Source organism: Catenovulum adriaticum (assembly GCF_026725475.1).
Classification (GTDB): domain Bacteria; phylum Pseudomonadota; class Gammaproteobacteria; order Enterobacterales; family Alteromonadaceae; genus Catenovulum; species Catenovulum adriaticum.
Genome location: NZ_CP109965.1, coordinates 121,039 through 142,551, shown reverse-complemented (window position 1 = coordinate 142,551; position 21,513 = coordinate 121,039). Strand labels below are relative to the sequence as shown.

20 protein-coding genes are annotated in these 21,513 nt (G+C 38.5%); 13 read left to right on the top strand and 7 right to left on the bottom strand.

The features are described from left to right. The first annotated feature begins 225 nt into the window (after window positions 1-225). From OLW01_RS00630 to OLW01_RS00615, 4 genes are all read left to right on the top strand, one after another. Window positions 226-1,164: an SPFH domain-containing protein gene (locus tag OLW01_RS00630; RefSeq protein ID WP_268074658.1), complete on the top strand. Its 939-nt coding sequence runs from the start codon at window positions 226-228 to the stop codon at window positions 1,162-1,164. Window positions 1,165-1,186: 22 nt separating this feature from the next. After that, entirely contained in the window at window positions 1,187-1,648 is a 462-nt protein-coding gene (locus OLW01_RS00625; RefSeq protein WP_268074657.1) for an NfeD family protein, read from the top strand. 55 nt (window positions 1,649-1,703) lie between these two features. Then, a complete protein-coding gene (locus tag OLW01_RS00620; protein ID WP_268074656.1) occupies window positions 1,704-2,528 on the top strand; it encodes a hypothetical protein in 825 nt (274 codons plus the stop codon). A gap of 105 nt (window positions 2,529-2,633) precedes the next feature. After that, the gene (locus OLW01_RS00615) at window positions 2,634-3,833 is read left to right on the top strand and encodes a mechanosensitive ion channel family protein (RefSeq protein ID WP_268074655.1); all 1,200 of its coding nucleotides are present in this window, start codon (window positions 2,634-2,636) and stop codon (window positions 3,831-3,833) included. A 60-nt stretch (window positions 3,834-3,893) separates the two neighbouring features. On the opposite strand, the gene OLW01_RS00610 is transcribed toward OLW01_RS00615, so the two are convergent. Beyond that, window positions 3,894-5,210 (bottom strand): YfiM family lipoprotein, encoded by a 1,317-nt coding sequence (locus OLW01_RS00610; protein WP_268074654.1) that lies wholly within the window; start codon window positions 5,208-5,210, stop codon window positions 3,894-3,896. A gap of 489 nt (window positions 5,211-5,699) precedes the next feature. Between OLW01_RS00610 and chrA the strand changes: the two genes are divergently transcribed. After that, window positions 5,700-6,884 (top strand): chromate efflux transporter, encoded by a 1,185-nt coding sequence (gene chrA / locus OLW01_RS00605; RefSeq protein ID WP_268074653.1) that lies wholly within the window; start codon window positions 5,700-5,702, stop codon window positions 6,882-6,884. Between the two features lie 4 nt (window positions 6,885-6,888). On the opposite strand, the gene mutM is transcribed toward chrA, so the two are convergent. After that, window positions 6,889-7,701: a bifunctional DNA-formamidopyrimidine glycosylase/DNA-(apurinic or apyrimidinic site) lyase gene (gene mutM, locus OLW01_RS00600; protein ID WP_268074652.1), complete on the bottom strand. Its 813-nt coding sequence runs from the start codon at window positions 7,699-7,701 to the stop codon at window positions 6,889-6,891. A gap of 317 nt (window positions 7,702-8,018) precedes the next feature. Here mutM and glnK point away from each other — a divergent pair, with 317 nt between their 5' ends. The 3 genes from glnK to OLW01_RS00585 all read left to right on the top strand — a co-directional run bounded on the left by glnK (window position 8,019) and on the right by OLW01_RS00585 (window position 11,088). Next, window positions 8,019-8,357 carry a P-II family nitrogen regulator gene (glnK, locus tag OLW01_RS00595; RefSeq protein WP_268074651.1) on the top strand — a complete coding sequence of 113 codons (339 nt, stop codon included), beginning with the start codon at window positions 8,019-8,021 and terminating at the stop codon, window positions 8,355-8,357. 36 nt (window positions 8,358-8,393) lie between these two features. Beyond that, window positions 8,394-9,656, top strand: a complete 1,263-nt coding sequence (locus tag OLW01_RS00590; protein WP_268074650.1) for an ammonium transporter — start codon at window positions 8,394-8,396, stop codon at window positions 9,654-9,656. 649 nt (window positions 9,657-10,305) lie between these two features. Next, a complete protein-coding gene (locus tag OLW01_RS00585) occupies window positions 10,306-11,088 on the top strand; it encodes a DUF1206 domain-containing protein (RefSeq protein ID WP_268074649.1) in 783 nt (260 codons plus the stop codon). 334 nt (window positions 11,089-11,422) lie between these two features. Here OLW01_RS00585 and OLW01_RS00580 read toward each other — a convergent pair whose 3' ends face one another. Beyond that, the gene (locus OLW01_RS00580; RefSeq protein WP_268074648.1) at window positions 11,423-12,058 is read right to left on the bottom strand and encodes a TetR family transcriptional regulator; all 636 of its coding nucleotides are present in this window, start codon (window positions 12,056-12,058) and stop codon (window positions 11,423-11,425) included. 296 nt (window positions 12,059-12,354) lie between these two features. On the opposite strand from OLW01_RS00580, the gene OLW01_RS00575 reads away from it, so the two are divergent. The 5 genes from OLW01_RS00575 (at window position 12,355) to OLW01_RS00555 (ending at window position 19,228) form a co-directional block, all read left to right on the top strand. After that, a complete protein-coding gene (locus tag OLW01_RS00575; protein WP_268074647.1) occupies window positions 12,355-13,503 on the top strand; it encodes an efflux RND transporter periplasmic adaptor subunit in 1,149 nt (382 codons plus the stop codon). Between the two features lie 3 nt (window positions 13,504-13,506). Continuing rightward, window positions 13,507-16,632 (top strand): efflux RND transporter permease subunit, encoded by a 3,126-nt coding sequence (locus OLW01_RS00570; protein WP_268074646.1) that lies wholly within the window; start codon window positions 13,507-13,509, stop codon window positions 16,630-16,632. After that, entirely contained in the window at window positions 16,629-18,047 is a 1,419-nt protein-coding gene (locus tag OLW01_RS00565) for an efflux transporter outer membrane subunit (protein ID WP_268074645.1), read from the top strand. Before OLW01_RS00570 ends, OLW01_RS00565 begins: the two co-directional genes overlap by 4 nt. Before the next feature lie 207 nt (window positions 18,048-18,254). Then, a complete protein-coding gene (locus tag OLW01_RS00560) occupies window positions 18,255-18,545 on the top strand; it encodes a hypothetical protein (RefSeq protein ID WP_326498587.1) in 291 nt (96 codons plus the stop codon). 149 nt (window positions 18,546-18,694) lie between these two features. After that, entirely contained in the window at window positions 18,695-19,228 is a 534-nt protein-coding gene (locus OLW01_RS00555; protein WP_268074643.1) for a DUF3016 domain-containing protein, read from the top strand. Here OLW01_RS00555 and ybaK read toward each other — a convergent pair. The 4 genes from ybaK to OLW01_RS00535 form a co-directional block, all read right to left on the bottom strand. Continuing rightward, on the bottom strand, window positions 19,225-19,692 hold the full coding sequence (gene ybaK / locus OLW01_RS00550; RefSeq protein WP_268074642.1) for a Cys-tRNA(Pro) deacylase: 468 nt from the start codon (window positions 19,690-19,692) through the stop codon (window positions 19,225-19,227). The genes OLW01_RS00555 and ybaK overlap by 4 nt on opposite strands. 17 nt (window positions 19,693-19,709) lie before the next feature. Then, window positions 19,710-20,054: a hypothetical protein gene (locus OLW01_RS00545; protein WP_428980168.1), complete on the bottom strand. Its 345-nt coding sequence runs from the start codon at window positions 20,052-20,054 to the stop codon at window positions 19,710-19,712. Next, a complete protein-coding gene (locus OLW01_RS00540) occupies window positions 20,038-20,694 on the bottom strand; it encodes a hypothetical protein (RefSeq protein ID WP_268074640.1) in 657 nt (218 codons plus the stop codon). Before OLW01_RS00540 ends, OLW01_RS00545 begins: the two co-directional genes overlap by 17 nt. 114 nt (window positions 20,695-20,808) lie before the next feature. Further along, window positions 20,809-21,498, bottom strand: a complete 690-nt coding sequence (locus tag OLW01_RS00535) for a PspA/IM30 family protein (RefSeq protein WP_268074639.1) — start codon at window positions 21,496-21,498, stop codon at window positions 20,809-20,811. Window positions 21,499-21,513 lie beyond the last annotated feature (15 nt).

Below are 21,513 nucleotides of genomic sequence, written 5' to 3'. Positions count from 1 at the left end.
TTGTTCCCAAGCGATTTAACACCTTGTTTATCCGCTTGGGAGCGATATAAATAGCATATAACGCCTTCTATTTTAATCGACTTAATCCACCCCTCTGCTCAATAATTGTTTACAAAAAAAAGTTAACAACTCCTAAATAATATGATAAAAATATTAAACGTTATCGTTAAAAATTGGCTTTAATGATATTCTGCCTGCTGATGTCATTAAAAAGAGACAAGAAAAATGGATTTAATCCTTGATTATGTAATAAGCGTTCAATTTGCGTTATTTATCTTTGTACTAGTAACGTTAAAATCTTCAATAAAATTTGTCCCGCAAAACAGGGCTTGGATTATTGAGCGGTTCGGTAAATATCAATCAACCAAAGAAGCTGGGATTAACTTTATTATCCCTTTTGTAGACAAAGTAGCCGCTAATCGCTCGCTAAAAGAGCAAGCTTTTGACATTCCTAGTCAAGCAGCTATTACCAAAGATAATATTTCATTAACCGTTGATGGGGTGCTTTACTTTAGAGTGTTAGAGCCTTACAAAGCGACTTATGGGGTTGAAGATTATGTTTTTGCGGTCACTCAGTTAGCCCAAACCACAATGCGTTCTGAAATTGGTAAAATAGAATTAGACAAATCTTTTGAAGAGCGAGATATGCTCAATGCAAAAATTGTCTCTGCAATAAATGAAGCGGCAGAATCTTGGGGCGTTGCTGTTTTAAGATATGAAATTAAGGATATCACCCCGCCCGGCACTATTATGGAAGCGATGGAATCGCAGATGAAAGCTGAACGAGAAAGACGTGCAAAAATACTAGAATCAGATGGTGAAAAGCAAGCGGCTATCAATATCGCAGAAGGCGATAAAAGAGCTAGAGTACTAGCCGCAGAAGCAGAAAAACAAGAGCAAGTGCTAAAAGCAGAAGGTGAAGCTCAAGCTATTATTGCGGTTGCAGACGCTCAAGCACAAGCTTTAAATGTAGTGGGTGAAGCGGCCGATACCGAAGAAGGCCAAAAAGCGATTCAACTCGATTTAGCAACCAAAGCAATTCAAGCTAAACAAGCCATTGCCAAAGAGTCAAGTGTCGTTTTACTACCAGACAGCAGTACAGATATCAGTTCAGTAGTAGCACAAGCAAATAGTATATTAAACAGTTTAAATAAGCCTCAATAAATTAAGCCGGCGGAAGGTTAAGATGACAGATTTAATTAACCAGCATTTTGCAGAGTTTTTAATTGCGCTCGGCATTATTTTGTTAGCGGTAGAAGTTGCCATTTTGGGATTCGCGACCTTTATATTGTTTTTTATTGGTTTATCTTTGGTGATCACAGGTATTGGTATTTGGGTTGGGTTACTAACAGAAAGTTGGAGCACTGTATTATTAGCAAATGCGGTATTAACGACCTTTTTAGCTATCACTTTATGGAAGCCATTAAAAAAATTACAAAACCAAACCGATAATAAAGTCGCAAATAATGACTTTGTGGGTTTGCGTTTTATAACCGAACAAGTAGTCTCACGAGAAGGGCTCAGTCAGCATAAATACTCAGGCATCAATTGGACACTAAAAAGTGATGCTGAGATTGCGCCGGGCACTGAAGTTGAAGTTGTAAAAGCAGAAGTTGGCACTTTTTGGGTTCAAGCTGTCAGCCAATAAGTTGTTACTTTATTTTCTAACGTATTATTTTCTAACGTACAAAAAGGATAAGTACATGTTAAAAACCATTCGCACCATTAGTTTATTTGCAGCCTTGTTACCTGCCATCGTATTAGCGCAAGCAAACAAAACAGAGTTAATTAATCAAATTATTGAGCAATCTGGTATGGAGTCATCTTTAGATTCATTGCCGGCTCAGTTTCAAGCGCAAGCCTTACAACAAAAGCCTTACGCTAAAGATCCGCAAGCTGTTGAAACCGTAATGCAGATTTTAACCGATAACTTTGATAAACATTCAATTCAGCAAGCCATGGTTGCTACATTTGATAAAAATATGAGTTTATCAGAGCTACAACAGGTTAAAACTTGGTTAGATTCAGAGCTTGGCAGCGAGATCGCAACAGCAGAGGCACAAGCTTCGAACCCTGCTATTATGCAAGAAGTCCAAGTATTTGCTGCCAGTTTTCAAACTAATCCACCAGCGCAAGATCGCATTACAGCTATTCAAAACTTTGTGCAAAAAAGTAAACTGGTTGAATCAACATTAAATATGGTTGAACAAATAATGCGCTCTACGCTTACCAGCATCGAACAGTTTAATGAGCATCCAAATACCGACAAAGTGGATCAAACGGTTAATAAAGTAAAAGGCATGATGGAGCAAATGTTGTGGCAACAAATGATTTTAATGTCACATTATACTTATCAAGATTTAAGTGTTGCCGAAATCAATCAATACACAGACTTTTTAACTTCTGATACAGGTAAAAAATATTTAAATACCAGTATCAGTGGGGTAACAGCTGCCATTTCTCAATTAATGAATAAATCAATGCCGCAAATTAAACAAGCAGCACAAGCACATAAACAGGAAAGCTAAGCTGTAATTGCTCAAACAATCAAGCAATTAAGATTAAATCAGGTTGTACAAAGTGAAATGGTAGTTAAAATAGTCTTTTAACTGCCATTTTTTGTGGAGATTAACTTGTTAGATTTAATCAATGCGCTGCCTGACCAAGGACACGCGTATTATTTGTCTCGGCTTGGCGTGATTGCAGCAAGTATAATTATACTTAGCTTCATTGCTTTTAGATTATTATTACCCGCCCTTAGAAAAGCAGCAACCCGAACCCAACACGGCTGGGATGATTTATTAATCAGAAATAAATTTATTAGTCGAGTATTACTGATTGTGCCTGTTATTGCCGCAGATAAGTTAACGCACCTGTTATTTGACTTACCAGAAGCCGTAGATAAAAACGTCACTCACCTTATTAGCATTGCAATAACACTCGTTATTGCAGGTGTCGTACTCAGTATTATTAATACCGTCAGAGATGTCTTTGATGAAATAGAGTCACTTCGTACCTTACCTATTGATAATATTAGACAATTAGCAGTTTTGCTGGTTTATTTATTCACCGTTATTTTTATTGTCTCTATTATCTTTAATAAATCACCGCTCACCTTATTAACGGGTATATCAGCAGCGATGGCCTTGGTTCTACTGATATTTAAAGATGTTATTTTGGGTTTTGTAGCTGGCGTTCAATTATCATTAAACCGTTTAGTTAGAGTTGGTGATTGGATTGTATTTGAAAAAGGTAAAGCTGATGGCGATGTAATTTCGGTAGGTCTGACCGTTGTAAAAGTGAGAAATTTTGATAAAACGATTACCTCAATTCCAGTTTATGATCTAGTTTCAAACAGTTTTACTAACTGGCGTGGCATGCAAGAAACTGGTGCCAGGCGCATTAAACGAGCTATTTATTTAGACCAAAACTCAGTGGGTTATTTAACTCAGGCTAATTATGAAAGATTAAAAGAGCACCCTTTATTAAAGGATTATTTAGCCAATAAGTTAGCTGATGGTGCCTGTATAGCCACCATAGATGAATTGCCTAGCCATAGATGTTTGTCTAATTTAGGCACGTTCAGAGCCTATATTGAAGCCTACTTAACAAATAAAAAAGAAATTCGTAATGACATGCTCATGATGTGCCGGCAACTCGCCCCTAATGAGCATGGATTACCGCTTGAAATCTATTGCTTTAGCGAAACCGAGTGGTTAACTTACGAAAAAATCCAAGCCGATGTATTTGACCACCTATATTGCGTATCAAAATACTTTGGCTTAAAAGTGTTTCAATTTGGTGAGTTTAAAACACCTGCAAATACAAAATAACGCCTTTATGCTTGAGTTAACGCCCCCGCGTATACTCAAGCATAAAATACTCGCGCGATTTTACCGAACCTGATACAAAGGCAGGACGGCTATTCGCTTATCAATTTGCGCTGCAACTTGTTTATATTCTGCGGATTCCGTTGAGCCATAATCTTGGTTAAATTTAGCCTCTGTTAGGCCTTCAATTAAACCCGAAATAGACGGAAAAAAGATAGTTTCATCGGTAATGCCTGCCAGTACTTTTTGCGATTTAAGCGGATAATTTAATATCGTATCAGCAAAAGCCAAGCCAGCTTTATCAGCCGTTAAATCAGCAAAACTAAAACCAGAACCACCCGTGTTACTATCTAACAATTCTTTTAATTCGCCCACTTTTAAGCCCATTTGCAATTTAACCACCCGTTCTAAAACGGCTGAATATAAAAAGTGTAAGGCTAAATCGTCCCGCCCAGATAATTGAACGCTAGGTCTTTTAAGTTGGTTTAAAATTGATCTATCTATTCCTACAAAATGGCCGAATCGCTTGTTACCAAATGTAGTGGCTAATGCCCATAACACCGCTTGATTTTCGGTTGAAGCATCACTTACAGGGGTTCTTAGCTGCGCTAGATAAAACATTTTACCAATATAAAAAGCTAGGCTATTCGCAACTGGCTGCTCTTTAAAATCATCAATCAGTTGCTGTAATTCGTCTATATATACTGCGACTTTTTGTGCATTCACATTATTTTTAATGGCATCGCTCACCATGCTGTCACTAGCTGCTTTGCGGTGCAGCGCACTCAACACTTCTTGCTTCATACCTTCTTTAATATAAAGTTTAATTTTAATTTTTTTGGCTGATAACTCTGCTTGTTGCACCATATTTAATACATTATTGGTTAGCTTATCTTCAAAAACAGCGAGTAAAGTTTGCTTAAATCCCCACATGACCAGCCAATCCGGTAAGCTTAATTTGCCTAATCGACAACGTTCAATCACTAACTTTTTCTGGTTGGGCAATAAAGTACATTGCCAATTAATATATTGAGAAAAATAAGGCGTAGTCAATTTGGTGGTGGCCGCAAAATGAACCCCCATTTCAGAAAGGTTAGTTTTAAATTGAGTATCAGGCACAGTAAATGAAGCCACTGCCATTAACGCATCAACTTGGGGCTGGCTAAACGTAAATTCAACTTCACCCACACTATTGTTTAATTGGTGAGCAATAGTATGTAAAGACTTTTTCGCTTGTTCTACCCGTTTAGCTGAAACCGGATCGCTATGAGTGACCAAAGCTTCATTTGAACGAATCAAATAAACTAAAAAAACAAATAAGCCGACGCTCAATAAAGACAACCAAAGTAATTTGCGTACGGTAGAAAAAATTAATTTCATCCAAGATCCTGAAAGCCACTAAACTTAGCCTGCTTTATAAAATACTCAGCATGCTAATCCTCACCATTTTAAACCCTATGATACAAACCGTTCGCCTGCACAATAGCAGGTCAACAACACATTGATGTCTGGATTTAAAGGTATTTATATACCCGTGTTACTCAAGATACATGTTTCAAAGCTATCACAGCGCTTTCAATACAAGACACATTGGTGAATGAATGTAGGCACCTTTCAAACCAATATAACGCAGTAGTGGAAGCGCAATGAAGCTCCCGAAAGTCCGAGCTAAAATCAGTATCTTGAAGTAACACGGGTATATTAATGTTGATGCAAACTGATTGCCAGCAACTCAAGTTAAATAGCGATAATTTATTATTTTTATCAAATAAACGTGACTTAAGACATAAAATTTTAATGATTGAAACCTAAGCTCAAAAACGTCAAACTTATTGCTATTGATTTTTACTCAGTAACTTAAAGCAGACTATGGCATCAGCGCATTCTTACTTAAGCTTATTTTTTTGTTTTTTACGTTTAGGCTGCACCGCATTTGGAGGGCCCGTTGCCCATATCGCATATTTCAGAGAAGAGTTTGTTGAAAAGCAAAAACTGCTAAGCGAGCATGAATACACAACACTTGTATCCTTATGCCAATTTTTGCCCGGGCCCGCCAGTAGTCAAGTAGGCATTGCTCTTGGTTTAAATAAAGCAGGACAGCTAGGTGCTATTATCGCATGGTTTGCCTTTACCCTGCCGTCTGCCATTATCTTAATTTTATTTGCACTTAGTGTTCAAACGTTGGATAGCACGCTTGTCGATAATTTAACTCATGGTTTAAAAATTGCAGCGATAGCCATTGTGATTCATGCCCTTTGGCAAATGAGTAAAAGTTTTTGCCAAACTAAAACTAGTGTTTTAATTATGCTGGGTGCAACCGTGATAATGACCAGCTACCACTCAATTTGGCTACAGTTTTTAGTGATTAGTTTAGCCGGGGTGATTGGCGTGTTCGCTTTTAAAAGTCATCCTCAATCCGCACATAATCAACTCAACATTTCAATTAGCGCTAAAGCAGCTCATATTAGTTTAACTTTATTAATAATTGGGTTAATTGCTTTGCCGTTATTAGCAGCTCAGTCTCAGTCTGGTTTAATCCAATTGGTTGATAGCTTTTTTAGAATTGGTGCCAGCGTTTTTGGTGGCGGACATGTGGTATTGCCAATGCTAGAAAACGAAGTGGTATCGTCTGGTTGGGTAAATGAACAAAATTTTCTGGCAGGTTACGGAGCAACTCAAGCGGTGCCCGGTCCAATATTTACATTTTCCGCTTTTTTAGGCGCGGTCAATGAATTAGGAATTACGCCCTTAATTGGCGCAATTTCTTGCTTAATTGCTATTTTTCTTCCGTCTTTTTTATTAGTTAATATCAGCTTATATTATTGGCAGTTTTGCCAAGAAAATCGAAACTTAAAAAATGCCCTGACTGGCATTAACGCCGCTGTCGTTGGTTTATTATTAAGTTATTTGTACCAATTTATTTCGTCAAGCATAACTGAAAATAAACAAGATATAGGATTGATCGTATTAATTAGCTTATTGGTTTTCAGTAAAAAATTTCCAGTTTGGTTAATTGTTATATTATGCGGCGGTTTAGCTATGTGGGTGTATTAGTCGGCTATTTTTGGCAGTTTTTACAGTACACAGTTGCGCGCTGGCTAATCATTAATCCGGTTAGCTCTAAATCACACTTTTTACATTTTTCTCCCGCGCGCCCATACACCATTAGCTCCTGCGCAAAATAACCCGGTTTGCCATCCGCTTGGCTAAAGTCTTTTAAAGTGGTTCCGCCTTGTTTAATCGCTTTTGCTAAAACCAATTTAATATTTTCAACCAGTATTTTGTATTTTGCTAAACTGATTTTCGCCGCCGCTTTCTTTGGATGAATACCACTCATAAATAGCGCTTCATTAGCGTAAATATTGCCTACTCCAACCACCACTTTATTATCCATAATAAAAGTTTTAATCGATACTTGTCGCTTTTGTGCTTTTTGGTGCAAATATTCACTATTGAAATTGTCAGTTAACGGTTCTGGTCCTAAATGAGCTAATACATGATCGGCGTCAGATAACTCATTAAACCATAATACTGCGCCAAACCGCCGGGTATCGTTTAGCCGTAAGCTCTTTCCTGACTGCAAAAACAATTCAAAATGATCATGCTTTTTAAGCGGCTCGCTACTGCTAACAACACAGAGCTTACCCGACATTCCTAAATGTAAAAGCGCAACCCCCGCAGTGCAATACAGTAGTAAATATTTAGCTCTGCGCTCTATTTTTTCAATCATCTGTCCATTTAACTCTGCAATCTCAGCAGGAATTGGCCAGCGCATATTTGGGTTGTAAACCGCTACTTTTTTTACAGTTTGTGATATTAAATAAGGGCTTATCCCCATTCGAGTGACTTCGACTTCTGGTAATTCAGGCATGCGCTTTATCTCTAACAAAATTTGCGTGCAGTATACAAAAAAGCAGATAAGCGTGCACAGAATTCATGTCGGGCGCGCTAATCATTTTGTTATTGCACTATAAGCAGACAGTCAACTCGGATTTTTGTGATCGAGTCTGCATCATCGCCCTATTTTTGTGCTTGTTGCTTTTTTAATCGCACCATTTTGTAGCATTGATTTATTGAAAATTTAAAATTAACACATAAGCAATTGATTTTAAACAAAAATAAAATTATGGCACAAGAGTTGTAAGTACTGTAAAGACATTAACTTACAACACTTAGGAGCACATCGCTATGAAATTGGTCAGTGCGATCATCAAACCATTTAAATTAGATGACGTTCGAGAAGCCATTTCTGAAATCGGTATTGAAGGTTTAACCGTTACAGAAGTTAAAGGTTTTGGACGTCAAAAAGGTCATACAGAATTATACCGTGGTGCAGAGTATCAGGTTGATTTTTTACCAAAGGTTAAATTAGAAATTGCCACTCAAGACGAAAACGTTGAGCGCTTAATTGAAGCCATTAGCGGTGCAGCAAAAACAGGCAAAATTGGTGACGGTAAACTATTTGTTTACGACTTAGAACAGTGTATCCGTATTCGTACTGGTGAAACTGGCGATTCTGCAATTTAAACAATTATAAATTTTTAATTCTTTTAGGAGAGAACAATGGAAAATAATGTATTTCACTTGCAGTACGCAATGGATACCTTCTATTTCCTGATCTGTGGCGCCTTGGTAATGTGGATGGCTGCAGGCTTTGCGATGTTAGAAGCGGGTCTTGTTCGTGCAAAAAACACAACTGAAATTTTAACTAAAAATATCGCGCTATTTGCGATCGCTTCAATCATGTACTTGGTATCTGGTTATGCCATTATGTATGATGGAGCGTACTTTTTATCAGGTATTCAAACAGTAGACGTAGACGCTACTTTAGCTAGCTTTGCTGAGCAAGGCGACTTTACTGGCGGTTCTATTTATTCTGGTGCATCTGATTTCTTTTTCCAAGTCGTATTTGTTGCAACAGCAATGTCAATTGTTTCAGGTGCAGTTGCTGAACGTATGAAATTATGGGCATTTTTAGCCTTTGCTGTAGTGATGACAGGTTTAATCTACCCATTAGAAGGTAGCTGGACTTGGGGCGGACAAGAAGTATTTGGCCTGTTTGATTTAGGCGATTTCTCTGACTTTGCAGGTTCTGGTATTGTCCACATGGCTGGTGCAGCTGCTGCTTTAGCTGGTGTGTTATTACTAGGTGCACGTAAAGGTAAATATACAGCAGATGGCCGCGCTCATGCGATCCCAGGTTGTAACATGCCTTTAGCAACTTTAGGTACCTTTATTTTATGGATGGGCTGGTTCGGCTTTAACGGTGGCTCAGTATTAAAACTAGGCGATATCGCAAGTGCAAACTCAGTTGCTATGGTATTTTTGAACACTAATGCAGCTGCCGCAGGTGGTGTTGTTGCTGCTCTAATTACAGCTCGCATCTTGTTCAAAAAAGCAGATTTAACAATGGCATTAAATGGTGCGTTAGCCGGTTTAGTTGCTATTACAGCAGAACCTTCAACGCCAAGCGCATTTGAAGCGACTATGTTTGGTGCGATTGCTGGTGTGTTAGTTGTATTCTCGATTATCACTTTAGACAAATTAAAAATTGATGATCCAGTTGGTGCTATCTCAGTACACGGTGTAGTTGGTTTATTAGGCTTATTATTAGTACCAGTAACTAACGACGGTGCTAATTTTGCTGACCAGTTATTAGGTGCAATCGTTATCTTTGTATGGGTATTTGTAGCCAGCTTAGCCACTTGGTCAATTATTAAAGCGGTTATTGGTTTACGAGTAACTGACGAAGAAGAATACGAAGGGGTTGATATCTCTGAGTGTGGTATCGAAGCTTATCCTGAGTTCACAAAATCAGCTAAATAATAGCTCAAAATACAGTCAAAAATAATAATAAAGATAACTGTAAAAAAACCCGCTTCGGCGGGTTTTTTATTTTTAAACAAATTAAGTATTGATAGCTTACGCCTGTAATTCACCCTTATAAACCTTATATGCAATGATAAAACATCTTTACGAATTTTAACTCACAGCAATCTAATGTCGCTAAAACAGCGGATATAGTCGATAAATAAACCGCAACAGTAACTGGGTTTTCACTCTCGCTGTTTAAATTTAGCAAGGAGTACTTTTTACACTAATAACTGAAAAAATCACTCTCAATGTAATCTACGCTCCCTCCCCGAAAAAAATCAATCCCTAAATTAACCCCTACAAAACAATCAGTTGAGACAAGACTTAAATCAATTACTCCACTGGTATTAAAATTGCACTCGTTGTTCTAGCTAAACATTTTTGATCGAGAAATAATATGTAACATAGTTATTCTCGACAATGTGCGCCTAAATTAATGTAGGCGCATATCAATTTCGAGCAATGAAAAATACAAGCATAAAGGGGCGTCTTATACTCGCTTATGTAACACATCACACGCCACTCACTATGCCTTGGATCAATACCAAACAAACGACTGACAAATTGTACTGAATAATCAACAAGCTCAAGGAGCGGCATTATGAATCAAATTTTAATAAAGCCTCAATTCGAATGGGGCGCACGAATCGGATATGCTGCTAGAGGTATCATATACCTCTTAATCGGTGGCTTAGCAGTTATGGCTGTTTCAGGTGGTGGAGGCAAAACCACAGGTACAAAAGGAGCATTAAAATCTCTATTGGACGAACCTTTTGGGCAAATCATGTTTGGTTTGCTTGCACTGGGTTTATTTTGCTATTCAGGCTGGCGTGCCATTCAATCCATAAAAGATGCGGACAACCATGGTAACAATGCGCAAGGTGTGGCGATTCGTATCGGACTGTTTATTAGTTCGATTACTCATCTTTTATTGGCCATTTGGGCCTCTAGTATTTTGCTGGGTTTCGGCTCGTCAGGTTCATCTTCAAATCAAGGTGGCTTAATAACGCACAGCTGGGGGCAATGGTTATTTGGCATAGCCGGTTTGGCTATTGTGGCAGCTGGAGGTGCTCATTTAATTAAAGGCTGGAAAGCTGGATTTGAAAAATATATGGATATCCCGCAAAGCCAAAGAGTTTGGGCTGTTCCTGTGTGTCGAATAGGTTTGATTAGCCGAGGTGCCGTTTATTGTATCGTTGGTTTTTTCTTAGTATCTTCAGTTTGGATAGCGGGTACAGGCGAGCTAAAAAGTATTGGCGAAGCCTTGTCGTGGTTAAGAGACCAGCCTTTTGGTGCTTGGCTCTTGGGCATTATCGCAGTGGGACTTTTCTCATTTGGTATCTACAGTTCTCTTGAAGCCGTATATCGACGTATTGATCGGTAGATAAAACTTGCTAATTACAAAAATTCAAATTCAGTCAGTGACATCCGAGCTAAAACCATAACATGGCGATGGATATCGCGTATGGAAAAATTTGGTCCGAATTTTTCCATATCTGACAGAATCGTAAAGATTCGTTTGTATATAAACTTAAATTTAGTATTACGATATCAGCATTCTAAAAATCGAATAACTGACTAATCTTACCTATCTCTTAACCACAACAGTAATTTCATAAATGACAATTGCTCTTTTTTCTAAATAATAGTTCAAGATAGATTGAAGCCTTGAGCGTTTGTCTTTTAAAGTTAATCCTTTAACCGTTAAAAGATTAACTTTACTTTTTTCTTAAAAACGGGCTGTTTTTGATCATAAAAATATAGTTATCAACAATGCACTCTGCCATTGCTTCTAAATCAAAACTTTGTGGCATAAATAACCAGTTATTCATTAAACCTGCAAAATAACCATGTTTTATTAAAGCGGCTTTTCTAGTGTCTAAATTTTCTGGTAATTGACCTTTATTAACAGCGTTTAGTAAACCTCGTTCAATTCTATCGGTACAGTCACGAAAAGATTGCTGTTGTTTTGCTTCTAGCTCTGCAACTTCACCGTTAACTTCAAAGCGGTGAAATAAAATGGTAAAAACCCGACGCTTTTGTTCATCGTGAATCATGTCTTTTAAAAACCGAATTGAAAACTCTCGCATTTTTTTAAGTGGATCCGTCTCGTTTTCATCTGCTGGTTCTTCGGCCAATGCATCTAACGGCGTGCAAACTCTATCAACCATAGCTTCAAATAAGTCGACTTTGTTTTTAAAATGCCAATAAATAGCACCTCGTGTCATCTCTACATGTTTTGCCACGTCCATTAGCGTTGTGTGTGCATACCCTTTTTGATAAAAAACGATTTCAGCTGCATCCAATAATTGATTGCGAGTCGCTAACGTTTCTTCTTTAGTTTTTCTAACCATTTAAGTACACCGGTTTGTTGCACCGAGCAACACTTTAAAACAAGGCAAGTAGTTTATTCAGGTTAAAACTGCTTTACCAACAAATATAGGTTGAAAGTTTAGCCAATTTCATTCTAAAATACAAACATACATGCATGAATGTTTAAAATGTAACTTAAGCGTCATGCATTTTTAGTATTTTATCTAACTTGCGTTCTTAGTCCTGAGCTCAAGTTGCTTAGTATGGTTAATTATGCTTGGCTCAAAGCAATAGCAGCGAACTGTGCTAAACCAAAATTCAATTACACGAGGTTATTATGAAAATGAAATTCAGTGCATTAGTGCTGGCAACTGGTTTAGCTTTTGCGTTATCCGCTTGCCAGTCGGGCGAGTCAGAAGAAAAAGCGCAAGCACCTGGAGCAAAACCTGCTCAACAAGTAGATGCTATCGAAATCATAACTCAAACAATCGAATTTAGAGAGCAACTCCCAGGTCGCACCGTGGCTTCTAAAGTTGCAGAAGTTCGTCCCCAAGTAAGTGGTATTATTTTAAAACGTAACTTTAAAGAAGGTAGCAAAGTTGAGGCAGGCCAAACCTTATATCAAATTGATGATACTGTTTTTCAAGCTAACTACGAAAGTGCAAAAGCTGACGTAGCTCGTACACAAGCTAACTTAAAGACAGCTAAAACGGAACTAAAACGTTACCAAGCATTAATTCAAGATAAAGCTGTTAGCCAACAAACTTTAGATCAAGCACAAGCCAACTATCAAGCGTTAGAAGCGCAACTGGCAATGAATAAAGCAGCTATGCATAGAGCAAAAGTTGATTTATCTTATACTAAAGTGCTAGCCCCTATCTCTGGACAAATTAGTAAATCAAATATCACTGAAGGTGCGTTAGTCAGCGCTGGGCAAGCTGATAGTTTAGCCACCATTACCCAATTAAACCCTATCTATGTTGACATGATTCAGACCAGTACTGAACTCAGCAAAGTCAAAAATAAAATCGAAAATGGTGAACTTAACGTCACTGAAGCAAAAGCTGTGGTTACAGTTGCAGACGAAACTTTTACCGGCAAAATTTTGTTTAGCGAAGTTCAGGTAAATCCCTCAACAGATACTGTCACTATTCGCGCTGAATTTGATAATTCAGCCAATAAGTTAATGCCTGGTATGTTTGCCAACGTAAAACTGGTACAAGCAACACGTGAAAATTCTTTATTAGCACCTCAAAAAGCCGTTCAGATTGGACGAAAAGGTAAAGCGAGTGTTTTTGTTGTAAATAATGATAACAAAGTTGCGGTTAAACCCGTCACGATTGGCCGTTCATATGGCGAAAACTGGCTTATTACCTCTGGCCTTAAAGCGGGTGATAAAGTCATCACAACAGGTATTCAAAAAATAGGGCCAGAAGCCCCCGTAAATCCGACCATCACTAAGCAAACTCAAACTGCAGCGGAGTAAAGTATGGCCAAAACATTTATAGAACGTCCGATTCTTGCATGGGTAATTGCTATTTTGATAATGCTTGCTGGGCTATTATCAATTTTCCAATTACCAGTTGCACAGTATCCTGACGTAGCACCACCCGCTGTTTCAATTTCAGCAACTTACCCAGGCGCTTCAAGTGAAGTGGTTCAGGATACGGTTGTGCAGGTAATTGAGCAAACGCTCACTGGGATTGATGGCGTTCAGTACATTAATGCAAGTTCTGATTCATCTGGTAATGCCAGTATCACCCTAACCTTCACCGCAGGGATAGATCCTGACATTGCTCAAGTACAAGTGCAAAATAAACTGCAAAGTGCCATGCCTTTATTGCCACAAGTGGTGCAGCAAAACGGCATTCAGGTAACCAAGTCAACATCTGGCTTTTTATTGGTAATTGGTTTTTATTCATCTGATGGGAAATTATCTCGTACCGATATAGCCGATTTTTTAGCGTCAAATGTTCGCGATCAAATCAGCCGAGTCAATGGGGTCGGTCAAGTTAACTTTTTTGGTTCTCAATATGCGATGCGTATTTGGATAAACCCTGAAAAAATGACTCAATACGCTGTCACCTCAAATGATATTGTAAGTGCAATCCAAAGCCAAAATGCACAAATTGCTGCTGGTGAACTCGGCGGTGCTCCGGCTGTTGAAGGTCAGCAAATTAATGCCAGTATTATCGTTGAAACTGGCTTAAAAACGCCTGAGGAATTTGGAAATATTTTGGTTAAAGTGGCCGAAGATGGTGCCACAATCCGTTTAAAAGATGTCGCCAGAGTTGAGATTGGCGGCGAAAATTACCAAACCATAGGCGAATACAACAATATGCCTGCTGCTGGTTTAGGGATTAGCTTAGCCTCAGGTGCGAATGCACTGGATACTGCGGCGGCTGTTCGTGAGCGGATGAGTGAATTATCAGATTTAATACCAGACGGGGTTGAAGTTGTTTACCCGTACGATACAACACCATTTGTTAAATTATCTATTATGGGTGTTGTTCAAACATTAGCTGAAGCGATTTTGCTTGTGTTTGTTGTAATGTATTTATTTTTACAGAATTTCCGCGCTACCTTAATTCCGACCATTGCGGTACCCGTTGTTTTATGCGGTACATTCGCTATTTTATGGGCGTTTGGTTTTTCAATTAATACCTTAACCATGTTTGGTATGGTACTGGCGATTGGTCTGCTGGTAGATGACGCTATTGTTGTAGTTGAAAACGTTGAGCGGGTCATGCACGAAGAAGGCCTCTCCCCTAAAGAAGCAACCAAAAAATCAATGAAGCAAATTACTGGTGCCCTAATTGGTATTGGTCTTGTACTATCCGCCGTATTTATTCCTATGGCATTCTTTGGTGGTTCAACCGGTGTTATTTATCGTCAATTCTCGATTACCGTTGTATCGTCAATGGTGCTATCAGTTATCGTAGCGTTAATTTTAACCCCAGCGCTTTGTGCCACTATGCTTAAGCCTGTTGAGCATACCAAAAAACCAAAAAGAGGCTTTTTTGCCTGGTTTAACAGAAAAGTAGATAACTCAACCTTAAAATATAAAAACGCATTATCGCGAATTTTAGGTAAAACAGCGCGTTATATGGTGGTTTATGTACTGTTAATCGGTGGGCTGATATTCTTATTTACCCGCTTACCAACCTCATTTTTACCTGACGAAGATCAAGGCACCATGTTTACACAAATGGTTTTACCTCAGGGTGCAAGCCAAGAGCGTAGTGCTGAAATAATGGACTCAATAGAAAAGTTTTATTTGGAAGAAGAAGCTGAAAATGTAGAGTCTCTATTCTCAGTTATTGGTTTTAGCTTTAGTGGTCGTGGCCAAAACTCTGGTTTAGCTTTTGTAAAACTCAAAGATTGGGATAAACGCACCAATGCAGATCAACATGTTCAAGCCGTTGCCGGCCGAGCTATGGGTTATTTCTCGCAGCTAAAAGAAGCCATGGTATTTGCCTTTGTGCCGCCTGCCATTTCACAGCTAGGTACAGCATCTGGTTTTGACTTCCAATTACAAGATTTAGGTGGCTTAGGTCATGAAGCGCTTATTAATGCCCGTAATCAAGTATTAGGCATGGCTGCTAAAGATGAACGTTTAGTCGGTGTTCGTCCAAATGGTAAAGAAGACACCGCGCAATTTAAAATTGATATTGATCAGCAAAAAGCCTTAGCACTTGGCGTATCATTAAGTGATATTAACGAAACCTTTAGCACAGCTTGGGCTTCTAAATATGTCAATGATTTTGTTGATAATGGTCGAGTCAAACGAGTTTACGTGCAAGCGGACGCGCCTTATCGGATGATGCCGGAAGATCTAAAATATTGGTACGTACGAAATAATCAAGGTGAAATGGTACCAATGTCAGCCTTTAGTGAAACCAGATGGGTCCACGGTCCTTCAAAACTAGAGCGTTACAATGGTGTGTCATCGGTACAAATTTTAGGTCAAGCGGCGCCAGGGTTAAGTAGTGGTGATGCGATGCGAGCTATGGAAGAAATTGCCGCTACATTACCTAAAGGCATTGGCTTTGAGTGGTCGGGAATGTCATTGCAGGAAGTTCAATCAGGTGACCAAGCGCCTATGCTGTATGCTATCTCTATCTTAATCGTATTTTTATGCTTAGCGGCATTATACGAGAGCTGGAGTGTTCCTTTTGCGGTCATGATGGTGGTACCTTTGGGTGTGCTGGGGGCTGTATGTTTTGCGCTCGCTCGTGGTCTATCTAACGACGTTTATTTTCAGGTTGGTCTACTTACAACCATAGGTCTTGCCTCTAAAAATGCGATTTTAATTGTTGAATTTGCCAGAGCGCTTTACGAAGAAAAAGGCTTAAGTTTAGTAGAAGCGACTATTGAAGCCGCTCGTTTACGCTTGCGCCCAATTATAATGACCTCTTTGGCCTTTATGTTAGGTGTAACGCCACTGGTGATTAGTTCAGGCGCGGGTTCTGGTAGCCAAAATGCAATTGGTACAGGTGTATTTGGTGGCATGTTCTCAGCCACAGTGTTAGCGATATTTTTTGTTCCTGTGTTTTTTGTTGTTGTATTCAAACTGTCGCACAAAATCACTAACAAATCAGGTGATCAAGTATGAAAAAAATCCAAACTTTAACTTTAGCCTTAAGCGCAGCCGTTTTATCGGCTTGCTCTTTGGCGCCCGATTATCAGCAGCCTGAACTTAGTGTATTACCAAAGCATCAGCCTGCAATCGCTATTTCGCCGCTTAATTGGCAAAAATTTTATCAAGACGACCAACTTAAACAATTGATTGCATTAGCACTTAAAAACAATAAGTCGCTAAAAATGAGTGAGTTACAATTAAAGCAATTGCAGGCTAACTATCAAATTGAAACCAGCCAGCATTGGCCAGACGTCAATGCGAGCGCCAGCGGTACACGCCAACGTAATTCACAATCGTCGAGTACAGCTGCATTTTTACCAAAATACAGCAATAGCTACGCGGTTGGTGTTGGCTTTACTGCCTATGAATTAGACTTTTTTGATCGTATCGGAAGTTTAAAACAAAGTGCACTCGCGCAATTTAAAGCAGGCCAATATGCCCAAAAAACATTAGAGCAAAGTTTAGCTTCGCAAGTGGCCAATCTTTACTTTGATTACCAAGCAGGTTTATACAAAGCCCAGTTACAGCAACAAGCGATCGAAAGCGCACAGCAAAAATTTAAAATTGCAGAAAAGCAATATCAACAAGGCGTAATTGATAATGTTGACTACCGTCAAGCTCAATCAAACCAACAGCTTTCTGCTATTGTATTGAGCCAATTAACACAGGAAAACCAAGCTAAATTAAACCAGCTAAAACAACTTGTGGGATACGAACAAGCGAAAAATTTAGGCACGATAAAGACTGATTTTTCAATTGCTCAATTGAATGCTTTGCCAGCACAATTACCAGCCTCGATGTTGTTAGAGCGCCCAGATATTGCCGAAGCAGAGCAAAATATTAAAGCGGCTAATGCAAATTTGGGCGTTGCTCGAGCTGCATTTTTTCCAAGTATTAGTCTAACTTCAAACATTGGTTTTGCGAGTGAAGATTTATCTGATTTATTTAAATCGACCTCTCAAACTTGGAGCTTTACGCCACAACTTAATTTGCCTATTTTTAATAAAGGCCGCTTAGACGCGCAACAAACTATTTCAGAGCTTCAACAACAAGCTGAAGTGATTCAATATCAAAATAGAGTTGAAACCGCGTTTACTGAGCTTAATAATCAAATGCTAGCGCAAAAATCGCTTGCTGAGCAAATTGAGTTACAAAAGCAAGTCGTAGCTAACTATCAACATCAAGTTGAGTTAAGTCAGAAGCGCCTCGACCAAGGTTTAGAAGACCCACTAAACTATGAAGAATTCAAACTGTTATTAGTTGCGCAAAAGCAAAACTTAGCCAACATTGAATTAGCCTATTTAAAAAACCAAGTTACTTTATTTAAAACACTTGGCGGCCAATATCAACAAGTTGAAAAACAACTTACTATCGCTTTTAACGACTAATTATATTTACCCCCTTTATATCTTACGCACTTAAGATCAGGTTTAAGTGCGTAAACTTCCTATCTTCTAGTATAATAAAACTATTCTTAATCTAATTGTTTTTTCAGGTGTCCTAAAACGTTGAGAGCTTACAAATATTTACACAGAGCGCCTGTTAGAGTTATTAGAATTAACCGTCAAGCGCAACGGTTAAAATTAAGACGGCTTATGTTGTCGTTAAAACTGGCTCTACATCAAGAAAAAGTTGAAACCCAGGAAATGCTAACAATTTATAAGCGCCATACTCGCGGCCAAGCCAGTAAAGAAGAGCTTGCAGTTGCTCACGCTCAATTTTTTGATGTGCTGCGCGGCATTGGTCTAGGTATTTTCGCCATTTTACCGTTTGCGCCCATTACAATTCCTATTATTGTAAAGCTCGGACGTTTAGTTGGAGTTGAAGTTATTCCCAGCGCTTTTCTTGCTAAAAAGCCTTTAAAAGGCGATAGTACTGAACTATAACCTGCCTTTATCTGTCCAATTTTTATTAAAGACATCAATCTAATCAATCAATTGTTTTTAATTGTTACCCTTGTTTGTTTTTATTCATCAAAAATACTATGTTTAGTGGTATAAAATTAAACCACAAACATAATCATACAGAGGTATCTATGTTTAAATTTAGTACATTTAAATTTACGCAAGCAAAAGTAAATTTCGCAAAATTAAGTGCTATTGGTTTATGTTCATTCGCAATAGCCTTTAATGCAACGGCGGCAGACTTAGAAGTCACATGGCAAGATCCGGACGAATACACGGATATAAAAGAAGGCCAAACTAGTACTAAATCTGGCTTTAGAGAGCATGTGTTTTCTACCTTTGAAGAATTTTTAACGCATAGAGCGGCAAAATTACCAGAGGATCAAACATTAAAACTAACGGTAACTGATTTAGATTTAGCCGGTGAAACACGTTTTAATTTCGATGAAATTAGGGTGATTAAACCAACCTATATTCCAAGAATGAAGTTTAGTTATCAATTGCTTGGTCAAGCAGGCAATGAGTTAAGTGCAGGTGAAGAACATTTAAAAAGCATGGCGATGACAACAACCTATATCACTAAACCTTCAGAAGACCAATTTGAATATGAGTTTGACATGCTAAATCGATGGTTTAAAAAAACCTTTCCCGATACTGACTTTTAATCCGTTAGCCGGGCAAATTTTGCCAGTGTTAGTTGCTGTAAATCTTGGGGTTGTAACTCTATTTCCAGCCCTCGTTTTCCAGCACTCACAAATAAAGTTTGGTGCTGTTGAGCAGTCTGACAAATATAACTTTTAAGTCGCTTTTTTTGGCCTAACGGACTAACACCTCCTAATAGATAACCGGTTGCCCGCTGCGCAGCGTCTGGCTTTGCCATTTCAGCTTTTTTAGCGCCTGCTGCTTTTGCTAACAGCTTAAGGTTAAGCTGTTTATTAACAGGTAATACCGCAACTACTAATTGGTTTTTATCTAATTCAGCGATTAAGGTTTTATACACTTGACTTGCATTACACCCAAGTTTATCCGCAGCTTCTAAGCCATATGAAACGGCATTGGGAGCATGCTGATATTGATGGATTTGATAAACAATTTTATGCTGTTTGGCTAAATTGATTGCAGGAGTCATTTGAGTGCTACTTGAAGTTATTCCGTTACATTTAATACCTGACTGGCGTGGTTTGTTAATTCTTGCATCACACGCTTTTTAATTTCTAGCTGATCTTCAACTGGAATATGATACCGCTGGGCAAGTAATTGGTAATCATCCAAAGATAACGAAACTGTTAGCCTAGGGCGCTTAGGCCTTTTGGTTACGGGTAATTCTAATAAATTTCTTATTTGATCTGATGGCCCCAAGCCAGCATCTAAAGCTTCTTTACGAATAACGTATTGCAGCTTTTCATCCATGTCAAAAGCCACTTGCACTGCTTTAATGGCTTTATTGCTACTTGCCCATTTAGGTTTGTCACTTTTAACTGTCACTAACATCTCCAGGATACATTTCAACAATATCATGAATCGGTAAATGCAGAGTCAATAACACATCAGTATCGCCATCTTGCCAAACTTCAATTTCAACAGAAAAAGATTCATCACTACTGGTTAACTGAAAATAATCTAATGCTTCACTGTCATCGCCTTCTTCGATTGGCGGACGCGATGGTCGGAAATCTTGGCTATAAAAGTAGCCTCGCTGCGCAAAGTGTCGTTGAAAATAAACAGGTGAAACCCAGTTTGCGAATTCATTTTGTTCATTTTGTAACGCAAGTTCAGTATTGGTATCTTCATCAAAAATATCTGAAAACTGTTCTAAATCAAACAAACCTGATACTTCATCATGATCAATTTTTATCGATACATTTAACCATTCTTCATCATCTTGCATCACAGCTAAATACACTTGTTTATTACTTTGCCCTAATAAGACAAATTCGGTATAGCCGCTGTGCTCAAATTGATAAGTATGTATTTTTTCAACTCGAAAACTTTGCTTACGAAGCAGTTCAGGCAAGGCAAATGAATCTGAAAAAGTGATGATATCTGCAATTTTTAATGATTTAGGGTGAGAAACGTCTCGAACGGTTTTTTGTTTATCTTTGTTTGAAAACCAACGGCTAAAAAATCCCATTGAAGTGCCTTTTATCCAACTGATATCAATTACTGATAAGTATACCCAAGTGATATAGAAATGCGAGTTTGATAACGCCTCAAGCGTTTTCAAACTCGAGTTTGGTAAGGGTAATTAACCTTGTTTTGCTTTAATGCGATCTAATACTGAGTTAGCAGATGATGCTTGATCACCAATACCAGCCGCTTTCAGTTTAGCTTCAAGTGACGAATCGCCTGATTCAGCTTCTAACTGCTCTGACGCTTTTAATCTGTCGTCAAAGTTTTGCTGCTTAGCTTTAATGCGCTCTAAAGACTCTTTTGCACTTAACAATTTACTGTTGCCCGAGACAAAATTATCCGTAATTGCGGCCGTTGCTTTGTGCACGCTATCCGTTGTTTTAACAACGCTTAATTGTCGTTTGTAATCAGCAACCTGACGCTCAGATTTTTTAATTAGCTCTTTTAGCCGTGCAACGCTAGCGGTAAAGTTTTCTAATGCTGATTGCTGAGTTGTTAGTTCTGTATCTAAAGTCGATATTTTTTCAGCAATTTCTAATGCTAATGCCTCATCGCCTTTATTTAATGCTTGTCCTGCGTAGCCTTCATTGGTTGAAATTTCACGCTGGATACGCTCAACTTCGCGAGCCGCTTGCATTTGCTTAGCCATTACATCAGTTAAGTCACGCTTTGCTTTAGTTAAATGATTTTCTGCATCACGAATTTCTTGTTCAAAAATTCGAGTCGAATTTGCATCCACTACGGCTTCGCCAGCTTCTGTTACCCCACCGCGAACTGCGGTCATAATTTTTTTAAAAATACTCATGGTTAAACTCCACTG